Origin of the sequence: Trinickia caryophylli, from assembly GCF_034424545.1 — a bacterium.
Taxonomy (GTDB): Bacteria; Pseudomonadota; Gammaproteobacteria; order Burkholderiales; family Burkholderiaceae; genus Trinickia; species Trinickia caryophylli.
Window position 1 is genome coordinate 444,509 of sequence record NZ_CP139970.1, and the last position, 21,827, is coordinate 466,335.

Sequence of the window (21,827 nt, forward strand, 5' to 3'; positions counted from 1 at the left end):
TGCTTCGGTCTCCTTAGTTTCTCTGGAACATCTTGAGCATGCGTTGCGTGACGAGGAAGCCGCCCGCGATGTTGATCGTGGCCACGAAGAGCGCGATGCCGCCGAGCGCCGTCACGAGCGCATGACCGGTGCCAAGCTGAAGCAGCGCGCCGATCACGATGATTCCGCTGATCGCGTTCGTCACGCTCATGAGCGGCGTATGGAGCGCCGGCGTCACGTTCCAGATGACCTGATAGCCCACGAACACGGCCAGCACGAACACGGTCAGATGACCGACGAATGCGCTCGGTGCGACCGCGCCGAGCGCCAGCAGCGCGAGCACCCCGGCTGCGGCGACGATCATGGAGAGTGTCGACGAACGCCGCGCACCGGTAGCATGCGCGAGGTCCTTCGCCGCCTGGCTGGTCGGGCCGGCCTTGGCGGCCGGCGCAGCTTGAGCAGGCGGTGCGGCCTTCGGCGCGGGCGCCGGCCAGGTAACCGCCCCGCGATGCACGACCGTTGCGCCCCGCATGACGTCGTCGCTCATGTCGATGACCGGCACACCATCGCGCTGGGGCGTGAGATCGGTCAGCAGATGGCGGACATTCGTGGCATAGAGCTGGCTCGATTGGGTCGCCATGCGGCTCGGCAAATCCGTGTAGCCGACGATCGTTACGCCTCCGGCCACGACCACTTCGCCCCGGCGCGTCAGCTCGCAATTGCCACCCTGCTCGGCCGCCATGTCGACGATGACGCTGCCCGGACGCATCGACGCGACCATCTCCGCCGTGATGAGCCGCGGCGCCGTTTTGCCCGGAATCAGCGCCGTCGTGACGATGATGTCGATCTCTTTCGCCTGCGCCGCGAAAAGCGCCATCTCCGCTTCGATGTAGCGGGCGCTCATCTGCTTCGCGTAGCCACCGCCTCCGCCGCCCTCTTCTTCGATGTCGACAGTCAGGAACTCGGCGCCGAGGCTTTGCACCTGCTGCTCGACTTCCGGGCGCGTATCGAACGCGCGCACGATGGCGCCCAGCCCCCGCGCCGCACCGATCGCGGCAAGACCCGCCACGCCAGCGCCGATCACGAGCACCTTCGCGGGCGGCATCTTGCCCGCAGCCGTGATCTGCCCCGTAAAGAGCCTGCCGAAATGATGCGCGGCTTCGATCACCGCGCGGTAGCCGGCCATATTGGCCATCGAGCTCAGCGCATCGAGCTTTTGTGCCCGCGAGATGCGCGGCACGCAATCCATCGCCATCGCATCGACGCCGCGCTGCGCGAGCGCCTCGACGAGCGCCCTGTTCTGCGCGGGCCAGATGAAGCCAATCAGTATCGCGCCCGGGGCGAGCAGTGTCGCCTCGTCGACATCGAGCACGGGATGACGCTCGGGCGGGCGCACTTTGATCACGATATCGCCCGCAGCCCAGAGCGCGCGCGTGTCGGCCTCCACGCGCGCGCCGGCGGCGCCGTACGCGGCGTCGTCGAACGACGCCGCCGCGCCCGCCCCGGCCTCGACCGTCACGGCATAGCCGAGCTTCACCAATTGCCCGACCGTATCGGGCGTCGCGGCCACGCGTCGCTCGCCCTCATGCACCTCGCGTGGCACCGCTATCGTCTTGCCCATATCACCTCCCCGCGCCAAGGACGTTCGACAAGGTGCCGATACCGTCGATCGACACGCTCACGGTCGATCCGTCCTTGATCGATCCAACGCCGACCGATGTGCCGCAGGCGATGACGTCGCCCGGCATCAGCGTCATGTCGTGCGAAATCATGCTGACCTGCTCCTCGGGCGAAAAGATCATGTCCTCGAGCGGATAGTTCTGCCGCTCGGCGTCGTCGAGCCGCGTGACGACGTGCGCGCGGCGCCAGTCGAAGTCGCGCCGGATGGCGGGGCCGATGCAGCTGAACGTATCGAAACCCTTCGCGCGGCACCACTGGGCGAAGTTCGGGTCCTCGTTCAGCAGCTCTACGGCGGTCACGTCGTTGATGCAGCTATAGCCGAAGATGTACTCGCGCGCCTCGTCCACCGACACGTCGCTGCAGCGCTTGCCGATCACGATCGCGAGCTCGCCTTCGTAGGCGATCTTGCCGCCGTAGCGCTGCGGGCGCCGGATCGGTTGACCCGGGCCGATCACCGACATCGGCGGCTTGATGAGAAAAAGCGGGTGCGAGGGCGCGGCCTTGCCGAGCTTTTCGGCAAGCGCATGGAAGTTGTTCCACAGCGCGACGACTTTCGTCGGCACGCACGGCGCGAGCAGCGTCACATCGTCGAGATGCCGCTCGCGTCCCGTGGTGTGCGAGTCGCCGAACATGTCGCCCGCATACTCGGCGACACGGTCGTCCTCGAGCACGCCGAAGCCTACGGCGCCATCCGCCGCTTGAAAGCGTATCCACGAGGTCATCGGGATATCTCCTGGAGGTTGGAATTCATTTCGACGCGCGAGCCGGACCAGGCCGGCCATGCATGCATGGCCGGCTGCTGCCCGTCGCTCGTCTTCAGGGGTCGGGGTTGCCCGGAAGCCAGGGAAAGAAAGTGCCTGCCCGGCTCAGATCGCGCCGGCGGCGCGCAACTGCGCGATCTCGTCGGCGGTGAAGCCGAACTCCGCCATCACCTCGTCGGTATGCTCGCCGAGCAGCGGCGAGCGCGTGACGACGGTCGGGCTGTCCGAGAGCTTGATCGGATTGCCGACGCTCAGATAGGGCCCGCGCACGGGGTGGTCGACTTCGACGATCGTGCCCGTCTTGCGCAGCGATTCGTCTTGCGCGATCTCCTGCATCGACAGGACCGGACCGCACGGGATGTCGTACTTGTTGAGGATCTGCATGGCCTCGAACTTCGTCTTCGTCATCGTCCAGCGCTCGATCTCGGCGAAGATGTCCTTCAAGCGGGGCAGGCGCGCCTCGGGCGTTGCATAATCGGGATCGGTGGTCCACTCCTCCCGGCCGATCACGTTGCAGATCTTGGCCCATACGGGGGCCTGCGCGATGAAGTAGATGTACGCGTTGTAATCCCACTCCCAGTTCCTGCAACGCAGGATCCAGCCTGGCTGCCCGCCGCCCGAGGCATTACCCGCACGCGGCACGGCCGGACCGAACGTGCCCTGCGGATGCTGCGGATACTCGCGCAGCACGCCCGTGCGCTCGAGCCGTTGCTGATCGCGCAGCTTCACGCGGCACAGGTTGAGCACGGCGTCTTGCATCGCGGCCAGCACGTACTGGCCGCGGCCCGTCATCGTGCGCTGATAGAGCGCCGTGACGATGCCGAGCGCGAGATGCAGCCCCGTGCCGCTGTCTCCGATCTGCGCTCCGCTCACCACGGGCGGGCCATCGTCGAACCCCGTCGTCGACGCCGCGCCGCCCGCGCATTGCGCAACGTTCTCGTACACCTTGCAATCTTCGTAAGGACCGGGGCCGAAACCCTTGACCGAGGCGACGATCATGCGCGGGTTGAGCGCCTGGATGCGCTCCCAACCGAAGCCCATTCGCTCGAGCGCACCCGGCGCGAAGTTCTCGACGAGCACGTCGCATTCGCGGATCAGCCTTTCGAGCACCGCCTTGCCTTCGGGGTGCTTTGCGTCGATCGTCACCGAGCGCTTGTTGTGATTGAGCATCGTGAAGTACAGACTGTCGGCGCCGGGCACGTCGCGCAGTTGCTCGCGCGTCACGTCGCCCGAGCCCGCCCGCTCGATCTTGATCACATCGGCACCGAACCACGCCAGCAGCTGTGTGCAGGTCGGACCGGACTGCACATGCGTGAAATCGAGGACACGCACTCCCTTCAATGCCTTGCTCACTTCCCGTCTCCCAAACTCGTTCGTATGATCCGGCGCCGCTCGCGCTCCGCCGCCCTTGCCTTGCCGATGCGTGTCGCCCGGTCCGCATGCGGCCGTGCGCTTCATACATTTGTTCGTAGTACTAACGAAGCGGCGACCGACGAGGCTCGCCGCCCGCCTGTCGGCTCAGACCAGACCGTCGGCGCTCACGAGCGCCATCGCCACGCGCCGCGCCGCGGCCAGCGCGGCCGCCTCGCTCGCGAACACGGCCTCGTCGACGACGCGCTGATAGGGCAGGACGCTCATCTGTTCGCGCGCGTCTTCGTGTGCGCTGCGTACCGCCGCATAGGCTGTCCAGCCGCCGTTCTGGATCAGCTGCATCGCCGAAAGCTCGAGCCGGTAACGGCCATGTATCTCGACTTTCATCGTATGTGCTCCCCTGCGGTAACCGCTATCGACCGTCGAAGTGGCGCTCATGCCCCTGCCCGCGCCTCGAGCTCGGCCAGGCGCTTGCGCAGGTTACGGTCTTCCTGAAAGCGGCTCGTCTCGTCGCGAATCACCGCGGCGATGCCCGCCACCTCGCCCGATGGGCCGTGCAGCAGCGCCACCGTAAACGCGATCGACAGCGCGCGCCCGTCCTTGTGCACGGCAGGCACCTTCAGCACGTCGTTGCCATAGCGGGTCTGCCCCGTCGACATGGTCTTGTGGTATCCATCCCAATGACGCTGCTGCAACCGCTGCGGGATGATGAGATCGAGCGACCGGCCAAGCGCCTCCCCCTCGGTAAAGCCGAACATGCGCTCGGCCGCGTCATTCCACAGCGTGATGCTGCCCGCGGGATCGGAGACGACGACGGCATCTCCCATGACGGAGATCAGCTGCGCGGTATCGACGGTGGTTTTCATCGCGTTTCCCCATGATTCGAAATCGAAGCGGCGCTCAGGCCCGGCTTGGCATGCGGCGCGAGGCGGGCAAGCCGCCGCTCGCGCGGCGGCATGGGCCCGTGCCCTCAGATTACCCCGCCTTCGCGCATATGGGCGACCTGCTCGCGGGTGTAGCCGAGGCCGAGCAGCACCTCCTCCGAATGCTCGCCGAGCAGCGGCGACGCCTTGATATCCGGCTTCAATTCCGAGAACTTGATCGGGCTGCCGACCGTCAGGTACGTGCCGCGCTCCTTGTGCGGCACCTCGACGATCGAGCCCGACTTGCGCAGCGATTCGTCATAGGCCAGCTCCTTCATGCTGAGCACCGGCGAACACGGAATGTCGAACTTGCGGAGGATATCGACCGCCTCGTACTTCGTCTTGTCGGCGAGCCACTCCTCGATCTTCGCGAAGATATCGAAGATGTGCGGCTGGCGCGCCTCGGGCGTGCTGTAGTCCGGATCGTCGATCCACTCCGGCCGGCCGAGCGCGCGGCAGATCGGTGCCCAGGCGTGCCCCTGGATCGTGAAGTAGATGTAGGCGTTCGGATCCGTCTCCCAGCCCTTGCACTTGAGCACCCAGCCCGGTTGTCCGCCGCCGCCCGCGTTGCCGCCGCGCGGCACCACGTCCGTGAACGTGCCGTGCGGATACTGCGGGTATTCCTCGAGGTAGCCCACGCGCTCGAGCCGTTGCTGATCGCGCATCTTCACGCGGCACAGGTTCAGCACCGCGTCCTGCATCGATACGGCCACCTTCTGGCCCCGGCCCGTCTTCTCGCGGCCGATCAGCGCCGTGAGAATCCCGATGGCGAGATGCATGCCGGTGTTGCTGTCGCCGAGCGCCGCCGCGCTGACTGTCGGCGGGCCGTCCCAGAAACCCGTCGTCGAAGCGGCGCCGCCCGCGCACTGGGCAACGTTCTCATAGACCTTCAGATCGGAATAGTGGTGCCCGTCCGAAAAGCCCTTGACCGACGCGACGATCATCTTGGGGTTGAGATCGCGGATGTGATCCCATGAAAAGCCCATGCGATCGAGCGCGCCGGGTCCGAAGTTCTCGACGAGCACGTCCGACTCGCGGATCAGCTTTTCCAACACCTCCTTGCCTTCCGGCTTCTTCGTGTCGAGCGTCAACGAGCGCTTGTTGCTGTTGAGCATCGTGAAGTAGAGCGCGTCGACGCCGGGGATGTCGCGCAATTGCGTGCGCGTAACGTCGCCCGAGCCGGGCCGTTCGACCTTGATGACATCGGCGCCGAACCAGGCAAGCATTTGCGTGCACGCCGGGCCTGCCTGCACGTGCGTGAAGTCGATGATCTTGATTCCGTCCAGGGGTAGGCTCACTTTCGTTCTCCTAAAGAATGTCGTGCGGGCGTCACTTCTTCTTCGCCGAGCTTTGCGGGTTGAGGTTCGTGAGACGGCCGCTCTCGGTGCCGGCCGATTCGTCGATGACGGCGTTGATCAGCACCGGCTTGCCGGCCCGGATCGCTTCCTGGAGTGCGTGCTCGAGTTCGTCGGGCGTGGTGACGTGGTAACCCTTGCCGCCGAACGCCTCCATCATCTTGTCGTAACGCGCCCCCTTGACGAAGACGGTCGGCGCCACGTCCTTGCCGCCGCTCGGGTTTACGTCGGTGCCGCGATAAACGCCGTTGTTGTTGAAAACGATCGTGCACACCGGCAGGTCGTAGCGGCAGATCGTCTCGATCTCCATGCCGCTGAAGCCGAACGCGCTATCGCCCTCGATCGCGATCACTTGCTTGCCGGTCTCCACCGCCGCACCGATCGCGAAGCCCATGCCGATGCCCATGATTCCCCACGTGCCGCAGTCGAGGCGCTTGCGCGGCTCGTACATGTCGACGATGCTGCGCGCGTAGTCGAGCGTGTTGGCGCCTTCGTTGACGACCGTGATCTCGGGGTTGGCCTTCACCACGTCGCGAATCACGCGCAACGCGCTGTGGAAATTCATCGGCACGGGGCTCTTCGCGAGCGTGTCCGCCATCTTCGCGAGGTTCTTGTTCTTGCGCTCGGCCACCGCCGTCAGCCATTCGGAATCCGGCTTCGGAAACCGGCCGTCGATCCCTTCGACCAGCGCGCCGACGCACGAACCGATGTCCCCGATCAACGGCGCGGCGATCGCGACGTTGCTGTCGATCTCGGTCGGCGAGATGTCGATCTGAATGAACTGCTTCGGCCCGCCCCACGTTTTGCCCTTGCCGTGCGCGAGAAGCCAGTTGAGCCGCGCGCCGACCAGCATGACGACGTCCGCTTCGGCCAGCACGAACGAGCGCGCCGCCGAGGCCGATTGCGGATGGTTGTCGGGCAGCAGCCCCTTGGCCATCGACATCGGCAGGTACGGAATGCCCGTCTTCTCGACGAGCTCGCGGATCGCCGCATCGGCGCGCGAATAAGCGGCGCCTTTGCCGAGCAGGATCAGCGGCCGCTTCGCGCGCTTGAGCAAATCGAGTGCACGCGCAACCGAATCCGGTGCGGGCAGTTGACGAGGCGCCGCGTCGACCACGCGCACGAGCGACTGCTTGCCCTTCATCGCATCGATCGTCTGGGCCAGCAGCTTCGCCGGCAGATCCAGATAAACGCCGCCGGGCCGCCCGGACACGGCGGAGCGGATGGCGCGGGCGATGCCGATGCCGATGTCCTCCGCGTGCAGCACGCGATAGGCGGCCTTGGCGTGAGGCTTGGCGATATTGAGCTGATCCATTTCCTCGTAATCGCCCTGCTGCAGATCGACGATCTCGCGCTCGCTCGAGCCGCTCACGAGGATCATCGGGAAACAGTTCGTGGTCGCGTTGGCGAGCGCCGTCAGGCCGTTCAAAAAGCCCGGCGCGGACACCGTGAGGCAGACGCCCGGCTTTTGCGTGAGATACCCGGCGATCGCGGCCGCATTGCCAGCGTTCTGCTCGTGGCGAAAGCTGATAACGCGCATTCCTTCGGCCTGAGCGAGCCGCGCCAGGTCGGTCACGGGAATACCGGGCAAGCCGTAGATCGTGTCGATGCCGTTCAGCTTCAGTGCATCGATGACGAGATGAAACCCGTCTGTCATCTCGTTCGCTGCTGTTTCGGGGATCGTCTCCGGCTCGAGCGTCCCAACGACTTCTGCCATGTCTTGCCTCCTTGACGCAGATGTTTGGCGTTTCTGGTGATATACCATATTCCACACACTGTATTTGATCAAGCATTTTTTGCGGCTGCTTGACGTTGCTGCGGCGCGCGCATTGCACCGCCTCACCCGGCCGCGCCTTCGCTCCCTTCCGCCTCCCCGCCTCCATGTAGTCGCGGCGTAATACGACCGCTGCCTTACCGCCCACGCGCTTTCGGGCCGCGCTTTCGGCCAGCGCTTCCGATCGGAGCCGAACCCGCTAGTCCAGAAAATCGCAATGCGCCTGAACGAAGACCGCGAGATCGAGCGAATGCTGGCGCACGAGGGTTTCGGCGCGCTCGGTGTCGCGCGCTTCGAGCGCTTCTATGATGCGCAGGTGATCGCTGATCGAGCGCGATGCGCGATCGCTTCTCGCGATGGTCATGCGACGTATCGCGCGCACATGCATGAAGATGTTCTTGACCGTATCGACGAGCACGGGCGAGCCGGACAGTTCGACCACGGCTTGGTGAAAAGCGATGTTCGCTTCGGAGTATTCCTCGATGTGCGCGGCAGCAGGCGCCTGCTCGAAGGCGCCGACGATGCTCCGCAAGCCGGCGATCTCGGCATCCGCGGCGCGCAGGGTCGCCAGGCGCGCAGCCATGCTCTCGAGCGCCGCCCACATCTGAATCATCTCCACGATCTCGCGCCGCGTCTTGCGCAGGATGTATACGCCGCGCCGCGGCACCGTCCGCAGGAAACCCTCCTGCTCGAGCAGCGTCATCGCTTCGCGCACCGGCGTCCGACTCACGCCCAGCGCCTCCGCCAATTCTTTTTCGTCGAGGCGGACGTCCTCCCTCGATCGATAGATGTCCGCATCGGCAATGGCGCGCTTGAGGCTTGCATAGGCCCGGTCGCGCAGCGACGCCGATGTACCGATCGGCGCGAGCGCCAGCATGAAAGAGTCCTCGCCGAGGCCCTCAGGTCTGCGTTCTGTCATCCCTCCCCTCGCCGATTCGGTGTTCTTTATACTGTATATCAGATACGAAGAAGACCCAAGCAGCTTTCGTCGCAAACTGTGCGAGCGGGCATTCGGCCAGCGGGCAAGGGCCGGCGCAGGAGGGACGGAGCAGGTTTTCATAAGCATCGCCTTATGATTTCCAAATAAAACTTTAACTATCGGCTATCGGAGCGCCGCCCTATCCTCTATCCAAATCCATCGATTCCTAGATTTGGAAGATTCAAGGAGGAGGCAATGAGCCAGACCATCGCTGATGAATGGAACGACGAGACGGATCGCGAATTGGATGCGCATGTTTGCGCCTACAACATGGCGTTCGCCGAACTCGGCTTGAGGTTTCGCTGGGATGCCCGCACGCTTGCGTCGCTGGCTTCGATCGAGGACGAAGGTCAGCGCATCGTGGCCTATGTCGAAGCGCATCATCCGCATCTCCTGAACGCCTACAGCGCCGAGTTCCTGACGCGGGCAATCCTCGAAAAGAAAAATGCCCAGCGCCCTGAAACGCTGCCGGCTCGCGAACTCATCGCCGCGCAAATGAACCGCCCTTCGATCGTTCAAACCCGCGTGCGCAACGCTCATTTCCCACCCGATTTCGGTCTGCCGATGCTTGCCGGCGCCTGATCGACAACCGACTAATTCAATTCCTTTAGCGCCGCCGCGTGGTCGTTCACGCGGCGTTTTGTTTTTACGCCGCCGCGGTAATCGCTCTTTTTGAGCTTTTCCCTCTTCTTGCTCTTCTTGCTCTTTTCGCGTTCCTGCATCGCGCCGTAGACCATCGCGTCGTCGTTCCGTGCTTCGATCCCGACCGATTCAACCCGGTCGACCGGAGCCGCCGAATGCGACGGCAACGCGGCGCCTGCCGTTACTGCACTGCGCTACCGACGCGGCTGCGGCCGGTTACCCGAAGAATGCGCAACCCGCTCGCCAAATGAAACGAGGCGCCGCACTCGCCAATGGAGCACGGCGCCTCGAAAGATTGCGTCAGTGCGAGAGCGTGGACGAAGAACGAGGCGTGGCGCCTACGAATCCCTGCTCGTCGCCCTGGGCTTCGATCCAGCGCGCACGAATCGGGGCCAGCACGAACTTGGCGGCAACGCCGGCCGTGATCGTGATTGCGGCCGATACGAGGAACACGGCGTTCCATCCTCCCGTGGCCGCCAGCACCGAGGCGAGCGGTACCAGCAGCGACGCGGTGCCCTTGGCCGTATAGAGCAGGCCTGCGTTGCCCGCGGCGAACTTGCTGCCGAACGTGTCGGCACAGATGGCCGGGAAAATCGAGAAGATCTCGCCCCAGCACAGGAAAATCAACGCGGCAAACGTCATGAAGGCATAGGGGTTCGAGCCGTACTGCATGAGGCCGAGCAGCGCGAGGCCCTCACCGATGAAGACGATGAACATCGTGTTCTCGCGCCCGATCTTGTCGGAGATGAACCCGCAAAGCGGCCGCGTAAAGCCGTTGCAGATGTTGTCGATCGACAGCGTCATCGTGAGTAGCGGCAAGGTCATGCCGAAGAACGACATGGGCAGCTTGGCCAAGCCCAGATCCTTGGCGATCGGGCCGATCTGCGCCGTTGCCATCAGCCCGCCCGCTGCAACCGCGACGAACGACACGTAGATCACCCAGAATACCGGCGTACGCGCCATTTGCCCCGGTGCGTAGTCGACCTTGGTCACGGCGAACTTGCGCTTGGCAGCCACGGCAACGCGCGCCACGGGCTTCGTCAGCAGCATCGAAAGCACGAGGATGATCACGCCCTGCAAGATGCCGAAGAACAAGAAGGCATGTTCGTATCCCGAGCGCGTGATCATGTTGGCAATTGGAATCACGGTGACCGCCGCCCCCGCGCCAAAGCCGGCTGCCGTGAGACCGGCCGCCAGCCCGCGGCGATCGGGAAACCACTTGAGAGCATTGCCGACGCAAGTGCCATAAACGCAGCCCGCGCCCACGCCTGCAATCACCGAGGCCACGTAAAGCAGCGGCAATGTCGTGGCAATCGAGTTGAGCATCCACGCGAGGCCGGCGCACACGGCGCCGAGAGCGACGACCGGGCGCGGGCCGAACTTGTCGACGAGCCAGCCCTCGACGGGTACGAGCCAGGTCTCGGTAATGATGAAGATGGAGAACGCGAGCTGAATGGACGCGGGTTCCCAATGATGCTTCGTCTGCATCGGCGCGACGAACAGCGTCCATGCGTACTGCAGATTCGCAACGAGCGCCATGCATAGCATGCCAATCACCAACTGACACCACCTGTTGTGCCAAAACGCAGGGGCCTGTGGAACGGATCCGTTCATGAGCGTTGTCTCCAATATCATTATGAAAGCGAAAGACGCAAACGGCTTACATTTTCTTTAATTCATGCATCTTTTATGAATCAAATTTCGATCGAATGCATGTGCCGATAAGCGCGCGGCAACGAGCGGATCAATGTGCTGCCGAAACACCTGACGAATCGCAACCCGCGTTCGCGCGACGTCGCAGCGCGGTCCCACGTGCAGTGGCCGCTTGCATGAATGGATTTGCTCGATTGCATATCCGCATGCTAGGGGCTGCGATGAATTACCGATAATCAAACTTTATTACCGTCTTGATTCGGCTTCGCTTATAGGTCGTGTCGTCAACCGATGCGAACGGCTCGATCGTCGACGCCCGGTACCTCGCCATAGGGCAAACCCGCAGCAAACACCGCGTGCAAAGCGGTGTGCACGCGCGATGGAGAGGGCGTGCCGACACGCACGCCTGCAAGGTGCACCGCGCCGCATGCGCGCACGCGTACCCGCGTGGCACGCGATTTACGCAAAGCTAGGGTCATTGCTAAGTTAGGAAAAGCTAAACTTTGCTAGCATGACGATCTGCTTTTCGTTATGCACCGGCCATGACAATCAGAAATGCAACGCTCAGGCAACTGAAAGTCTTCGAGACGGTCGCGCGCCTGTTGAGCTTCTCGCGCGCCGCCGAGGAACTTCACCTGACGCAGCCGGCCGTTTCCACTCAGGTCGCACAACTCGAAGAACACGCGGGCCTCCCGCTTTTCGAGCAATTGGGCAAGAAGATCTATCTGACGCCCGCCGGCTCCGAAGTGCTGCAATTCAGTCGTACGATCCTCCAGCAATTCCAGCAGGAGGACGAAGCAATCAGTCAATTGAAAGGCATCTCGGGCGGCACGCTCAACGTGTCCGTCATCAGCGCGGGCGACTATTTCTTTCCGCGGTTGCTTGCGCAATTCACACAACGCTACAACGGTGTCGTATTCAACCTTGCGGTGCACAATCGGGAAGAACTGCTGCATCAGCTCTCCACCAATCAGACCGACCTCGCGGTCATGGTGCGCCCCCCCGTGGGCATGGACGTGATCACCGAGCCGTTCGCGCCCCATCCGTACGTGATCGTCGCAGCGCCCTCGCATCCGCTCGCGAGCAAGCGCTTCATCTCGATGGCGCAGTTGGCCGAAGAGCCGTTCATTGTGCGCGAGCGCGGTTCCGATACCTGGAACTCGATGAAAGAAGGCCTGTCAGGCAGGCTCGATCATCCGAAGATCGCGATGGAGATCAAAAGCACCGAAACGATCAAGCAGGCCGTCATTGCGGGCATGGGGATCGCTTTTCTGTCAGCCCATACGATCAGCCTGGAATTGCAGGTCGGCAACCTCGTCGTGCTGGACGTCGAGGGTTTTCCGGTGATGTTGAACTGGTACGTCGTGCACAGGAAAAACAAACGCTTGCCGCCCGTGGCCGACGCATTCAAACGATTCCTGATCGAGGATGGCGCGACGCTGCTCGAGCGCATCACGCGCGTGAACGCGCTTACGGCCAACCGCCGCATACGCGAGGCCGGCGAGCCGAAATACGACGAAAGCGCTCAGTGAACGGCTACCGGCCTCACAAGCGGCCGGCAGCCAGCGCGGGTTTCAGTCCAGGAAGTCGCAATTCGCTTCCACAAAAGCAGCCAGATCAAGCGAATGCTGGCGCACGAGCCGCTCCGCGAGCTCAGTATCGCGCTTCTCCAGCGCCTCGATGATGCGCAGATGATCGACGATCGAACGCGCGGCGCGGTCGCTCTGCGAAATCGTCATGCGGCGAATGGCGCGCACGTGCACGAAGATATTGCGGATCGTATCGAGGATGATCTGCGATTTCGAGAGTTCGACGATCGCCTGATGGAACGCGATGTTCGCGTCGGAATATTCCTCGATGTGCTCGGCCGGCGTGCTGTCGCGGAAGTTGTCGAACATGTGCCGCAAGTGCGCGATCTCGGCGTCGCTCGCATGCTGCGTGGCCAGACGCGCCGCCATGCTTTCCAGCGCGGCCCACATCTGAATCATCTCGACGATCTCGCGCTTGCTTTTGCGCACAATGTATATGCCGCGGCGCGGCACCGTGCGTAAAAAGCCTTCCTGCTCGAGCAAGGTCATTGCCTCGCGCACCGGCGTGCGGCTGACCCCGAGCGTCTCGCTCAGCACCCGCTCGTCAAGCCGCACCGGCTCGCGCGTGGCGTAGATGTCGGCGTCCGCGATGGCCTTGCGCAGCATCGCGTACGCCTGATCGCGCAGACTGACGCTCGCGCCGATCGATTTCAGCGACAGCGTGACCGGCGGCGGATTGGTTTTATCAGTTAGCAGTTCTGATGCCATTGATTGCCTCATGTTGCGACTCGCGGCGGCGCGGTGCCGGGGCGGCCGCTTCACCGAGCCCCTGGAACCTGCCATGTTCCGCCGCCAGATGGGCAACGGGCGCGGGGAGCCATTGTGCGATCAGATAGGTCGCCGCGGCGCCGAGACCGACGGCGGCAAGTGCGATAAGACCCAACGACGGAAGATCCATTTCTGCCTCACTTACGAAAATTGACGAGATGGCACCATCGTAATGCTGCGATGCAGTAATCGTCAATATTTGGTATGTGATATTTCACGGAAAGGCCGTAGGCCGTGGTTTTTTCGTCACACTTGTGCCGATGTCGCTCGTCCGGCGGAACGTCAGACCGAAAGGATACCGCGTCGCGCCCGAACGAGCGCGAGGCAATCGGGCAATCCGGCGCAAACGGCAGAAGAATGGGACGCGGCACAGCCGCGCAGTGAGGCGGGATCGGCGCGAAGCCGCGTGGGAGTACGGCGGTGGTGTGGCGGTAGCCGCGGGGCAGACGCGCCGGTCAGGCCGGCCGGCCCCGCTTCATCGCAAGCGTGTTCGCGAAAGCGATCGCGCGGTGGCGATCAGGCCGCGCCGACAGCTTCGGGACGTTCGGTCGCGGGCGCCGGAACGGCGTTCGCGCGCAGCGCCTGCTGCGCGGTCTGCTCGCGCAGCTTGATGAGCGCGAGCACGGTGTCGATCGTCGGCGTGGGCTGCCCGACGAGGCGGCCCATTTCCTGCACGACCGTCAGCAGCGGGTCGATCTCCATCGGCCTGCCGTGCTCGAGGTCCTGGAGCATCGAGGTCTTGTGCGCCCCGACCGCACCCGCTCCGTCGATGCGCCGCTCGACATCGACGCGAAAATGCACGCCGAAGCGATCTGCGATCGACTTCGCCTCGAGCATCATCGTCTTCGACACGGCGCGCGTACCCGGGTGGCTCGTCAGCACGTCGAGCGTCGCGTGGGTGAGCGCGCTGATCGGATTGAAGCAGAGATTGCCCCAGAGCTTAAGCCAGATCTCGTCGCGAATATCGTCGCGGATGGGCGCATCGAAGCCGGCCGCTGTCATCGCTTCCTGCAAGGCCAGGATCCGCGGCGTTCGCTCACCACCCGGCTCGCCGATCGGAAACTTCTTGCCGTAGACATGACGAATGACGCCGGGCTCGACGATCTCCGCAGCCGGATAAAGCACGCACCCGATCGCACGCTCGGGCCCGAGGCGCACCCATTGCGTGCCACCCGGATCGACGCTCTCGAGCGTCGTGCCTTCGAACTCGCCCCCATGCCGATGGAAGTACCAATACGGAATGCCGTTGACGGCCGTGACGATGGCGGTCTTCGGGCCAAGCAAAGGCTGCATCGCCTCCACAACGCCCGGCACCGAATGGGCCTTGAGCGCCACGACCACGTAGTCCTGTTCTCCGAGCTCGCCCGGATCGGACGTCGAACGGACGTTGACGGTCCGCTCGCCCTCCTCCGTCCGCACCCGCACGCCGTTTTTTTGCATGGCGGCCAGATGGGGGCCGCGCGCGATGAAGCTGACTTCCGCTCCGGCTTCGGCAAGCCGGGCTCCCATGTACGCGCCGATTGCTCCAGCGCCATAAACGCATATCTTCATAGGGCTTTCCTTGGATGGTGAATCATGAAAGGGTCAAACCCGGCGGGCGGTCCGGTCCGGCTGGAAAGCGAATCCGGCGACAAGGCGCAGTGCCGCGCCATCGATTCGCGGTCCCAAATGGTGCAAACGATAGTGCGCGAGCCGATGTATCAGTGAAAGTCAAAGTTTTTTATCGTATGCATTCACGATCATCGATGTCGGCGGACGACAACCGTCTGGCGCAAGACAGGGTGCCGTGCCGGCGGTGCCGCCTCAGACCGCCAGGCGCTGCGGCACATGAATCTGGCGGTACAGGCCCCAGATCAGATCGAGCTGGCTGATGGTGCCGACGACGCGCCCCCGCTCGTCGACGACGCCTACGCGATCGCACGCATGATCGCGAAAATGCGGGGCCAACTGGGTGATCGGCGCGCCAGTGCCCACGGTGCAGGCGCACTCCCCCGTCTCGGCCCGAGCCGCGCGCGCGAGCGGCGCCATGATGTCGGCGCAGGTCAGCTCACCGGTGTCGGCGGCAAAAACAGCGGCCAGGCTGCCCGGCATCGGGCCCTCCACATCGCCTTCGCGCGGCGGGGTGCCATCGGCCCAGCCCATGCCCGTGAATGCGCCCGCGTTGCGGCGCCTGTCGAGCATGCGGCCGAGCCAGCGCCGCACGGACTGCTCCGCGCGCGTGATGTGATCCGGGTGGGGATAACGATGCCCCATGACGAAATGGAACATCAGCGCCGCGCCGAGCAGCGCTGCCGATTGCAAGGCGATCGGTATCACCGCGAAGCGGTAGCCGAGCGCGTGGATCGCAGGCCCGCCAAGCACGGCCGTCAGAGCGACGGCGCCGGAAGGAGGATGTACGCAGCGCAATGCGAGCATCAGGCTGATGGCCAGCGCGACAGCCGTGGCGGCGGCGAGCGCGGGCGCGCCGATCAGTTGCGCGCAGGTGACGCCGACGATCGCCGCCACGAGATTGCCGCCCATGATCGACCATGGCTGCGCGAGCGGGCTCTCGGGCACGGCGAACAGCAGCACGGCGGAGGCACCCATCGGCGCCACGAGCAGCGGAACCTCGGCCGAGGCACCCAACGCCAAATGGGCCACCCCGCTCGTGAAAGCGATGCCGAACAAGGCACCGAGACATGATCGAAAGCGCTTGCCGCTCGTGGCCGCTCCATTGCTCATCCAGGTCGCTCGTCGGAAATCGGGTTTGTCGGCGGCACGTTGTCGAGCCGCGCCTGCCTGTCACGCGAGGATACGAATGGGGCTCGGATTCCGACAGTCAAAGTTTTTTTTCGTACCGATAACGTGCTGCTTATGGCCCATAGGCGCTCGGCTCGTGCCGAACCGCTCGCCGTCGCCGAGTGTTGATTGACTCAGGTCAATCAAGCCTCCCGTCCTCTTCGATAACCTCAGTCGATATCCCGATCCTCTGCGGCCAACGCCGACACGGATGAGCGACTCTCTTTTTTCACGATCGACGGCGGCACCCCGGCCAAGCGTCGCGCTGCGAGCCGCGCCTTTCCGGGCCATCGTGGCGATCGCACTCGCCGTGACGCTCGGCGGCTGCATCTCGCTCGCGCCGCACTATGCCCGGCCGGCCATGCCCGTGCCCAACGCATGGCCGGCCGACGCGCCCGACGCACCTGACCGGAGCGCCACCGCAGCACCGCCCGATTGGCGCGAGTACTTCACCGATGCCACGCTGCAGCGTCTCGTCGGCAAGGCGCTCGAAAACAATCGCGATCTGCGCATCGCGTTGGCCCGCGTCGAGGAGGCGCGCGCGAGTTACGGCCTGCAGCGCTCCGCGCAGTTCCCGACGATTGCGGCGAGCGCCTCGTTTCTGCGCTTTCGCACGCCGGGCGGCCTGCTTATGCCGAATTCGATGACTGGCAGCCTCGTCAATGCCGGTTTCGCCGAAACCAGTTGGGAGCTCGATTTCTGGGGCCGCGTGCGCAATCTGAAGGAAGCGGCACTCGATGAATTTCTCGCGAGCGACGACGCACGCCGTGCCGTGACGGTAAGCCTGATCGAGCAGGTTGCCGATGCTTATCTCAGGCTTTGCGAATACGACGAGCGGATCGCGCTTACCCGCGCCACGGTCGAGAGCCGCGCCGAGTCGTTGCGCATTTTCCGGCACCGCTACGAAGTCGGCGCCATCTCGCGGCTCGATCTGACCCAGTCAGAAACGCTGCTCGAACAGGCGCAGATGCTCGCGGCTCAGCTCGAACAGGCGCGGGCGTCCGAAGCGCATGCGCTTGCGATACTGGTCGGTACCGACGGCGTCGAGCGCGAGCCGCGCGTGCCGGGACGACTCGACGATGCCGGCGCCATGCGCGAGATCTCCGCGGGCCTGCCTTCGGATCTGCTGACGCGCCGGCCGGACATCGTCGCCGCGGAGCGCCGCCTGCGCGCGGCGCACGCGAACATCGGCGCGGCGCGGGCTGCATTCTTTCCGCGCATCACGCTCACGAGCTCGATCGGCACAGGCAGCACGAGCCTCGACGGCCTCTTCCGATCCGGTACGGGCTCGTGGGCATTCTTGCCGAATCTTTCGCTGCCCATCTTCGACGGCGGGCGCAACATCAGCAACCTCGATCTCGCCAAGGCACGGCGCGACGAAGCGCTCGCTCAGTACGAAAAAACAATCGAATCGGCGTTTCGCGACGTGTCCGATGCGCTGTCAGCCAAGCAGTGGCTCGCCGCTCAGGTAGAGAGCGCTCGCGGCATCGTCGCTACGCAATCGGAGCGTGCCCGCCTCGCCAAGCTGCGCTACGACAGCGGCGCCACCCCGTTTCTCGAGGTGCTCGACGCGCAGCGCGATCTGCTCAATGCGCAACAACAGCTGATCCAGATGCGGCGTGCCCTGCTCTCGAGCCGAGTCGCGCTCTATGCCGCGCTCGGCGGCGGCGCCACGGCCACCGCGCCGGAGCACGCGCAAACCGCCGCCGCACGTTCACCCGCGACTTCAGACACCCCGCTGCCATGAGCCCTCACATCAAAAAATGGTTGCCCGCCCTGGCCGTGGCCGCCCTCGCCGCCGCGCTCGGCTATTTTGCGTACGTCCGGCTGCACGACACAGGGCCGGGCACCGCCTTCGCAAGCGGCAACGGGCGCATCGAGGCAACCGAGATCGACGTCGCTACAAAACTCGCCGGACGCATCGAGCATATCGACGTCGACGAGGGCGACTACGTGAAAGCCGGGCAGCGTGTCGCGCAAATGCAGGTTCAGGTGCTCGAGGCGCAGCTCGCCGAGGCCAAGGCGCAGCAGGCCAGAACGGTCAGCAGCGCTGCGAGTGTCGATGCGCAGGTCGCGCAAAGGAGAAGCGACAAAGTGGCAGCCGAGGCGGTGGTCGCCGAACGCGAAAGCCAGCTCGACGCTGCCATGCGCAAGCTCGCGCGCTCGGAGACGCTCTCGCGCGAAGGCGCGTCGTCGATGCAAGAGCTCGACGACGACCGGGCGCGCGTGCGTAGCGCACGGGCCGCCGTTGCTTCGGCAAAGGCGCAGGTCGGCGCCGCACAGGCCGCCATCGACGCCACGAGCGCGCAGCTCGTAGCCGCGCGTTCGGGGATCGAGGCCGCGCAGGCCACCGTCGCACGCGTCGAAGCAGACATCGACGACAGCCAACTGACGGCGCCGCGCGACGGCCGGGTGCAGTATCGCGTGGCCGAGCCCGGCGAGGTTCTCGGCGCCGGCGGCAAAGTGCTCAATCTCGTCGATCTGTCGGACGTCTACATGACCTTCTTCTTGCCGGAGACCACCGTGGGCAAGGTCGCGCTCGGCGCGCAAGCGCGCATCGTGCTCGACGCCGCACCCGAGTATGTGATTCCGGCCACGATCTCGTTCGTCTCGGCGACGGCGCAATTCACACCGAAAACCGTCGAGACCGCCGCCGAGCGGCAGAAGCTGATGTTTCGCGTCAAAGCCAAAATCAGCCGCGAGTTGCTGCTCAAACATCTGAAGCTCGTCAAGACGGGGCTGCCAGGCGTCGCCTGGGTGCAGCTCGATCCGAACGCGACATGGCCCGCGACACTTTCGATCAAGCTGCCGCGCTGACCGGGGCACAGGCCGGCGCGCCTGCCGTCGTTCGTCTGAGCGGCGTAAGTCTGCGCTACGGCAAGACGGTGGCGCTCGACGACGTCACGCTCGACGTGCCAGCCGGATGCATGGTCGGACTTATCGGCCCCGACGGCGTCGGCAAGTCGAGCCTGCTCTCGCTCATCGCGGGCGCGCGGGCGCTGCAGCAGGGGCACGTCGAGGCACTCGGCGGCGACATGGCGGCCGCGCGGCATCGCGACGCCGTGTGCCCGCACATCGCCTATATGCCGCAGGGGCTGGGCAAGAATCTTTATCCGACGCTTTCGGTGAGCGAGAACCTGCGCTTCTTCGCGCGGCTGTTCGGTCATTCGCCCGAGGAAGGTCGCCGGCGCACGGAAGCACTCACGCGCGCCACCGGCCTTCATCCGTTCCTCGACCGCCCGGCCGGCAAGCTCTCGGGCGGCATGAAGCAAAAGCTCGGCCTGTGCTGCGCACTCATCCACGACCCCGACCTGCTCATACTCGACGAGCCGACCACGGGTGTGGATCCGCTTTCGCGCGCACAGTTCTGGGACTTGATCGCCCGCATTCGCGGTGCGCGGCCCGACATGAGCGTCGTGGTCGCCACGGCCTACATGGACGAAGCGCAGCGCTTCGACTGGATCGTCGCGATGGACGCGGGCCGCGTGCTCGCGACGGGCACGCCGGCGCAGTTGCTCGAGCGCACGCGTTGCGACAATCTCGAAGCGGCCTTCATCGCGCTCTTGCCCGAGCAAAAGCGCGCGGGGCACCAGCCCGTGCGGATAACGCCGCTCGCCGCATCGGGCGATGCGGCCATCGCCATCGAAGCGCACGACCTGACGATGAAGTTCGGCGAATTCGTTGCGGTCGATCACGTCAGTCTGCGCATCCGCCAAGGCGAGATCTTCGGCTTTCTCGGCTCGAACGGCTGCGGCAAGACGACGACGATGAAGATGCTCACCGGCCTGCTGCCGGCCACGGAGGGCAGCGCCACGCTCTTCGGGCGCCCCGTCGATTCGCGCGACATTCACACGCGCACGCGCGTCGGCTATATGTCGCAGGCGTTTTCGCTCTATACCGAACTGACGGTCCGTCAGAACCTCGTCTTGCACGCACGCCTCTTCCACGTACCCGAAGCCGACGTGCCCGCACGGGTGCAGGACATGACGGCGCGCTTCGGCTTGCAAGACGTGCTCGACGCTCTGCCCGACAGTCTGCCGCTCGGCATGCGCCAGCGCCTGTCGCTCGCGGTGGCCATGGTGCATCGGCCCGAGCTGTTGATTCTCGACGAGCCCACCTCCGGCGTGGATCCGATCGCGCGCGATACGTTCTGGCAGTTGATGATCGATCTCGCGCGGCATGACCGCGTGACGATCTTCATTTCCACGCATTTCATGAACGAAGCGGAGCGCTGCGACCGCATTTCGCTGATGCACGCGGGGCGCGTGCTCGCGAGCGGCGAGCCGGCCGAGCTCGTTCGCCGCCGCCACGCCGCGACGCTCGAAGAAGCGTTCATCGGCTATCTGGTCGAAGCGGAAAACGCCTCCGCGGCACCGGACGGCCCGGACGGCGGCGCGGTGTTGCCGGTCTCGCCGCCGCACACCGCCGCCCAAGAGCCGCCGCATCGTGCCTTCAGCCTCGCCCGCGCCCTCACTTACACTTGGCGCGAATCGCTCGAGCTGCGGCGCGATCCGGTGCGTGCGGCACTCGCGCTGCTGGGCTCGCTGATTTTGCTGTGCGTAATGGGGTTCGGCATCAGTCTCGACGTCGAGGACCTGCGCTTCGCGGTGCTCGACCGCGATCAGACCGTGCTAAGCCAGGATTACGCGCTCAACCTGGCCGGGTCGCGCTACTTCATCGAGCAGCCGCCGCTCGCGGGTTACGCGGATCTCGACCGACGCATGCGCAGCGGGGAAGTATCGCTTGCCGTCGAGCTGCCGCCGCATTTCGGCCGCGACGTCGAACGCGGCGCGCCGGTCGAGATCGGCGTATGGATCGACGGCGCGATGCCGCAACGCGCGGAAACGATTCGCGGCTATGTCGTGGGCATGCACCAGTTATGGCTGCTCGAGCAGGCCAGGCACCGGCTCGGCGTCACGCCGCAGGCCCGGGTCGACATCGAAACGCGCTACCGCTACAACCCGGATGTCAAAAGCCTGCCCGCGATCGTGCCGGCCGTCGTGCCGATCTTGCTGCTGATGCTGCCGGCCATGTTGACGGCGCTCGCCGTGGTGCGAGAAATCGAGCTGGGCTCGATCGTGAACCTCTATGTCACGCCTGTCACGCGCACCGAGTTCCTGCTCGGCAAGCAATTGCCCTATGTCGCGCTCGCCCTCGTCAATTTCGTCTCGATGGCCCTGCTCTCCCGATTCGGCTTCGGCGTGCCGATCAAAGGCGACCTGCCGACTCTTGCGCTTGCGGTGCTGATCTTCAGCATCATCTCGACGGGCATCGGCCTTTTCGCGTCCACGTTCACACGCAGCCAGATTTCGGCGATGTTCTTCACGATGATCGGCACGCTCGTGCCCGCGGTGCAGTTCTGCGGCATGCTCAACCCCGTTTCGTCGATGGAAGGCAGCGCGCGCGCAATCGGCATGCTGTACCCGGCCACCTACATGCTGACCATCAGCCGCGGCGTGTTCGACAAGGCACTGGGCTTCTCGCAGCTGCAAGCCGAATTCTGGCCGATGCTCGCAGCCGTGCCCGTGATTCTGGGCGCCACGATCGCGCTCCTCAAGAAGCAGGAGAAGTAGCC

Annotated in this window: 18 protein-coding genes; 5 read left to right on the forward strand and 13 right to left on the reverse strand. The window is 64.8% G+C overall.

The features are described 5' to 3' along the window. Positions 1-13: 13 nt before the first annotated feature. The 8 genes from U0034_RS01975 to U0034_RS02010 all read right to left on the reverse strand — a co-directional run bounded on the left by U0034_RS01975 (position 14) and on the right by U0034_RS02010 (position 8,762). Positions 14-1,600 carry a Re/Si-specific NAD(P)(+) transhydrogenase subunit alpha gene (locus U0034_RS01975; protein ID WP_085226005.1) on the reverse strand — a complete coding sequence of 529 codons (1,587 nt, stop codon included), beginning with the start codon at positions 1,598-1,600 and terminating at the stop codon, positions 14-16. A gap of 1 nt (position 1,601) precedes the next feature. Continuing rightward, positions 1,602-2,381, reverse strand: a complete 780-nt coding sequence (locus tag U0034_RS01980) for a fumarylacetoacetate hydrolase family protein (RefSeq protein WP_085226003.1) — start codon at positions 2,379-2,381, stop codon at positions 1,602-1,604. A gap of 144 nt (positions 2,382-2,525) precedes the next feature. Beyond that, on the reverse strand, positions 2,526-3,773 hold the full coding sequence (gene frc, locus U0034_RS01985; protein WP_085226465.1) for a formyl-CoA transferase: 1,248 nt from the start codon (positions 3,771-3,773) through the stop codon (positions 2,526-2,528). Positions 3,774-3,938: 165 nt separating this feature from the next. Continuing rightward, entirely contained in the window at positions 3,939-4,178 is a 240-nt protein-coding gene (locus U0034_RS01990; protein WP_085226463.1) for a hypothetical protein, read from the reverse strand. A gap of 47 nt (positions 4,179-4,225) precedes the next feature. Beyond that, entirely contained in the window at positions 4,226-4,657 is a 432-nt protein-coding gene (locus tag U0034_RS01995; RefSeq protein ID WP_085226001.1) for a PAS domain-containing protein, read from the reverse strand. 104 nt (positions 4,658-4,761) lie between these two features. Further along, positions 4,762-6,012: a formyl-CoA transferase gene (gene frc, locus U0034_RS02000; RefSeq protein ID WP_085225999.1), complete on the reverse strand. Its 1,251-nt coding sequence runs from the start codon at positions 6,010-6,012 to the stop codon at positions 4,762-4,764. Between the two features lie 31 nt (positions 6,013-6,043). Further along, complete coding sequence (oxc, locus tag U0034_RS02005) at positions 6,044-7,786, reverse strand: oxalyl-CoA decarboxylase (RefSeq protein ID WP_085225997.1); 1,743 nt, start codon at positions 7,784-7,786, stop codon at positions 6,044-6,046. Positions 7,787-8,042: 256 nt separating this feature from the next. Further along, entirely contained in the window at positions 8,043-8,762 is a 720-nt protein-coding gene (locus U0034_RS02010) for a GntR family transcriptional regulator (RefSeq protein WP_085225995.1), read from the reverse strand. 255 nt (positions 8,763-9,017) lie between these two features. On the opposite strand from U0034_RS02010, the gene U0034_RS02015 reads away from it, so the two are divergent. Further along, complete coding sequence (locus U0034_RS02015; protein WP_085225993.1) at positions 9,018-9,404, forward strand: hypothetical protein; 387 nt, start codon at positions 9,018-9,020, stop codon at positions 9,402-9,404. 11 nt (positions 9,405-9,415) lie between these two features. On the opposite strand, the gene U0034_RS02020 is transcribed toward U0034_RS02015, so the two are convergent. Then, positions 9,416-9,631: a hypothetical protein gene (locus U0034_RS02020; RefSeq protein WP_085225991.1), complete on the reverse strand. Its 216-nt coding sequence runs from the start codon at positions 9,629-9,631 to the stop codon at positions 9,416-9,418. 133 nt (positions 9,632-9,764) lie between these two features. After that, on the reverse strand, positions 9,765-11,078 hold the full coding sequence (gene oxlT, locus U0034_RS02025) for an oxalate/formate MFS antiporter (protein ID WP_085225989.1): 1,314 nt from the start codon (positions 11,076-11,078) through the stop codon (positions 9,765-9,767). A 581-nt stretch (positions 11,079-11,659) separates the two neighbouring features. Between oxlT and U0034_RS02030 the strand changes: the two genes are divergently transcribed. Then, positions 11,660-12,649, forward strand: coding sequence for a LysR family transcriptional regulator (locus tag U0034_RS02030; protein ID WP_085225987.1), 990 nt, complete (start codon positions 11,660-11,662; stop codon positions 12,647-12,649). A gap of 42 nt (positions 12,650-12,691) precedes the next feature. Here U0034_RS02030 and U0034_RS02035 read toward each other — a convergent pair whose 3' ends face one another. The 3 genes from U0034_RS02035 to U0034_RS02045 form a co-directional block, all read right to left on the reverse strand. After that, a complete protein-coding gene (locus tag U0034_RS02035; protein ID WP_085225986.1) occupies positions 12,692-13,414 on the reverse strand; it encodes a GntR family transcriptional regulator in 723 nt (240 codons plus the stop codon). A 576-nt stretch (positions 13,415-13,990) separates the two neighbouring features. Beyond that, a complete protein-coding gene (locus U0034_RS02040) occupies positions 13,991-15,025 on the reverse strand; it encodes a 2-dehydropantoate 2-reductase (protein ID WP_085225982.1) in 1,035 nt (344 codons plus the stop codon). A 252-nt stretch (positions 15,026-15,277) separates the two neighbouring features. After that, the gene (locus U0034_RS02045; RefSeq protein ID WP_102622969.1) at positions 15,278-16,195 is read right to left on the reverse strand and encodes an HPP family protein; all 918 of its coding nucleotides are present in this window, start codon (positions 16,193-16,195) and stop codon (positions 15,278-15,280) included. A 268-nt stretch (positions 16,196-16,463) separates the two neighbouring features. Here U0034_RS02045 and U0034_RS02050 point away from each other — a divergent pair, with 268 nt between their 5' ends. The 3 genes from U0034_RS02050 to rbbA are packed head-to-tail and all read left to right on the forward strand — an operon-like array spanning position 16,464 to position 21,825. Further along, a complete protein-coding gene (locus tag U0034_RS02050; RefSeq protein ID WP_085225978.1) occupies positions 16,464-17,999 on the forward strand; it encodes an efflux transporter outer membrane subunit in 1,536 nt (511 codons plus the stop codon). Beyond that, complete coding sequence (locus U0034_RS02055; protein WP_085225976.1) at positions 17,996-19,069, forward strand: HlyD family secretion protein; 1,074 nt, start codon at positions 17,996-17,998, stop codon at positions 19,067-19,069. The genes U0034_RS02050 and U0034_RS02055 overlap by 4 nt, the downstream gene beginning before the upstream one ends. Continuing rightward, positions 19,033-21,825 (forward strand): ribosome-associated ATPase/putative transporter RbbA, encoded by a 2,793-nt coding sequence (gene rbbA, locus U0034_RS02060; RefSeq protein ID WP_085225974.1) that lies wholly within the window; start codon positions 19,033-19,035, stop codon positions 21,823-21,825. Before U0034_RS02055 ends, rbbA begins: the two co-directional genes overlap by 37 nt. Positions 21,826-21,827 lie beyond the last annotated feature (2 nt).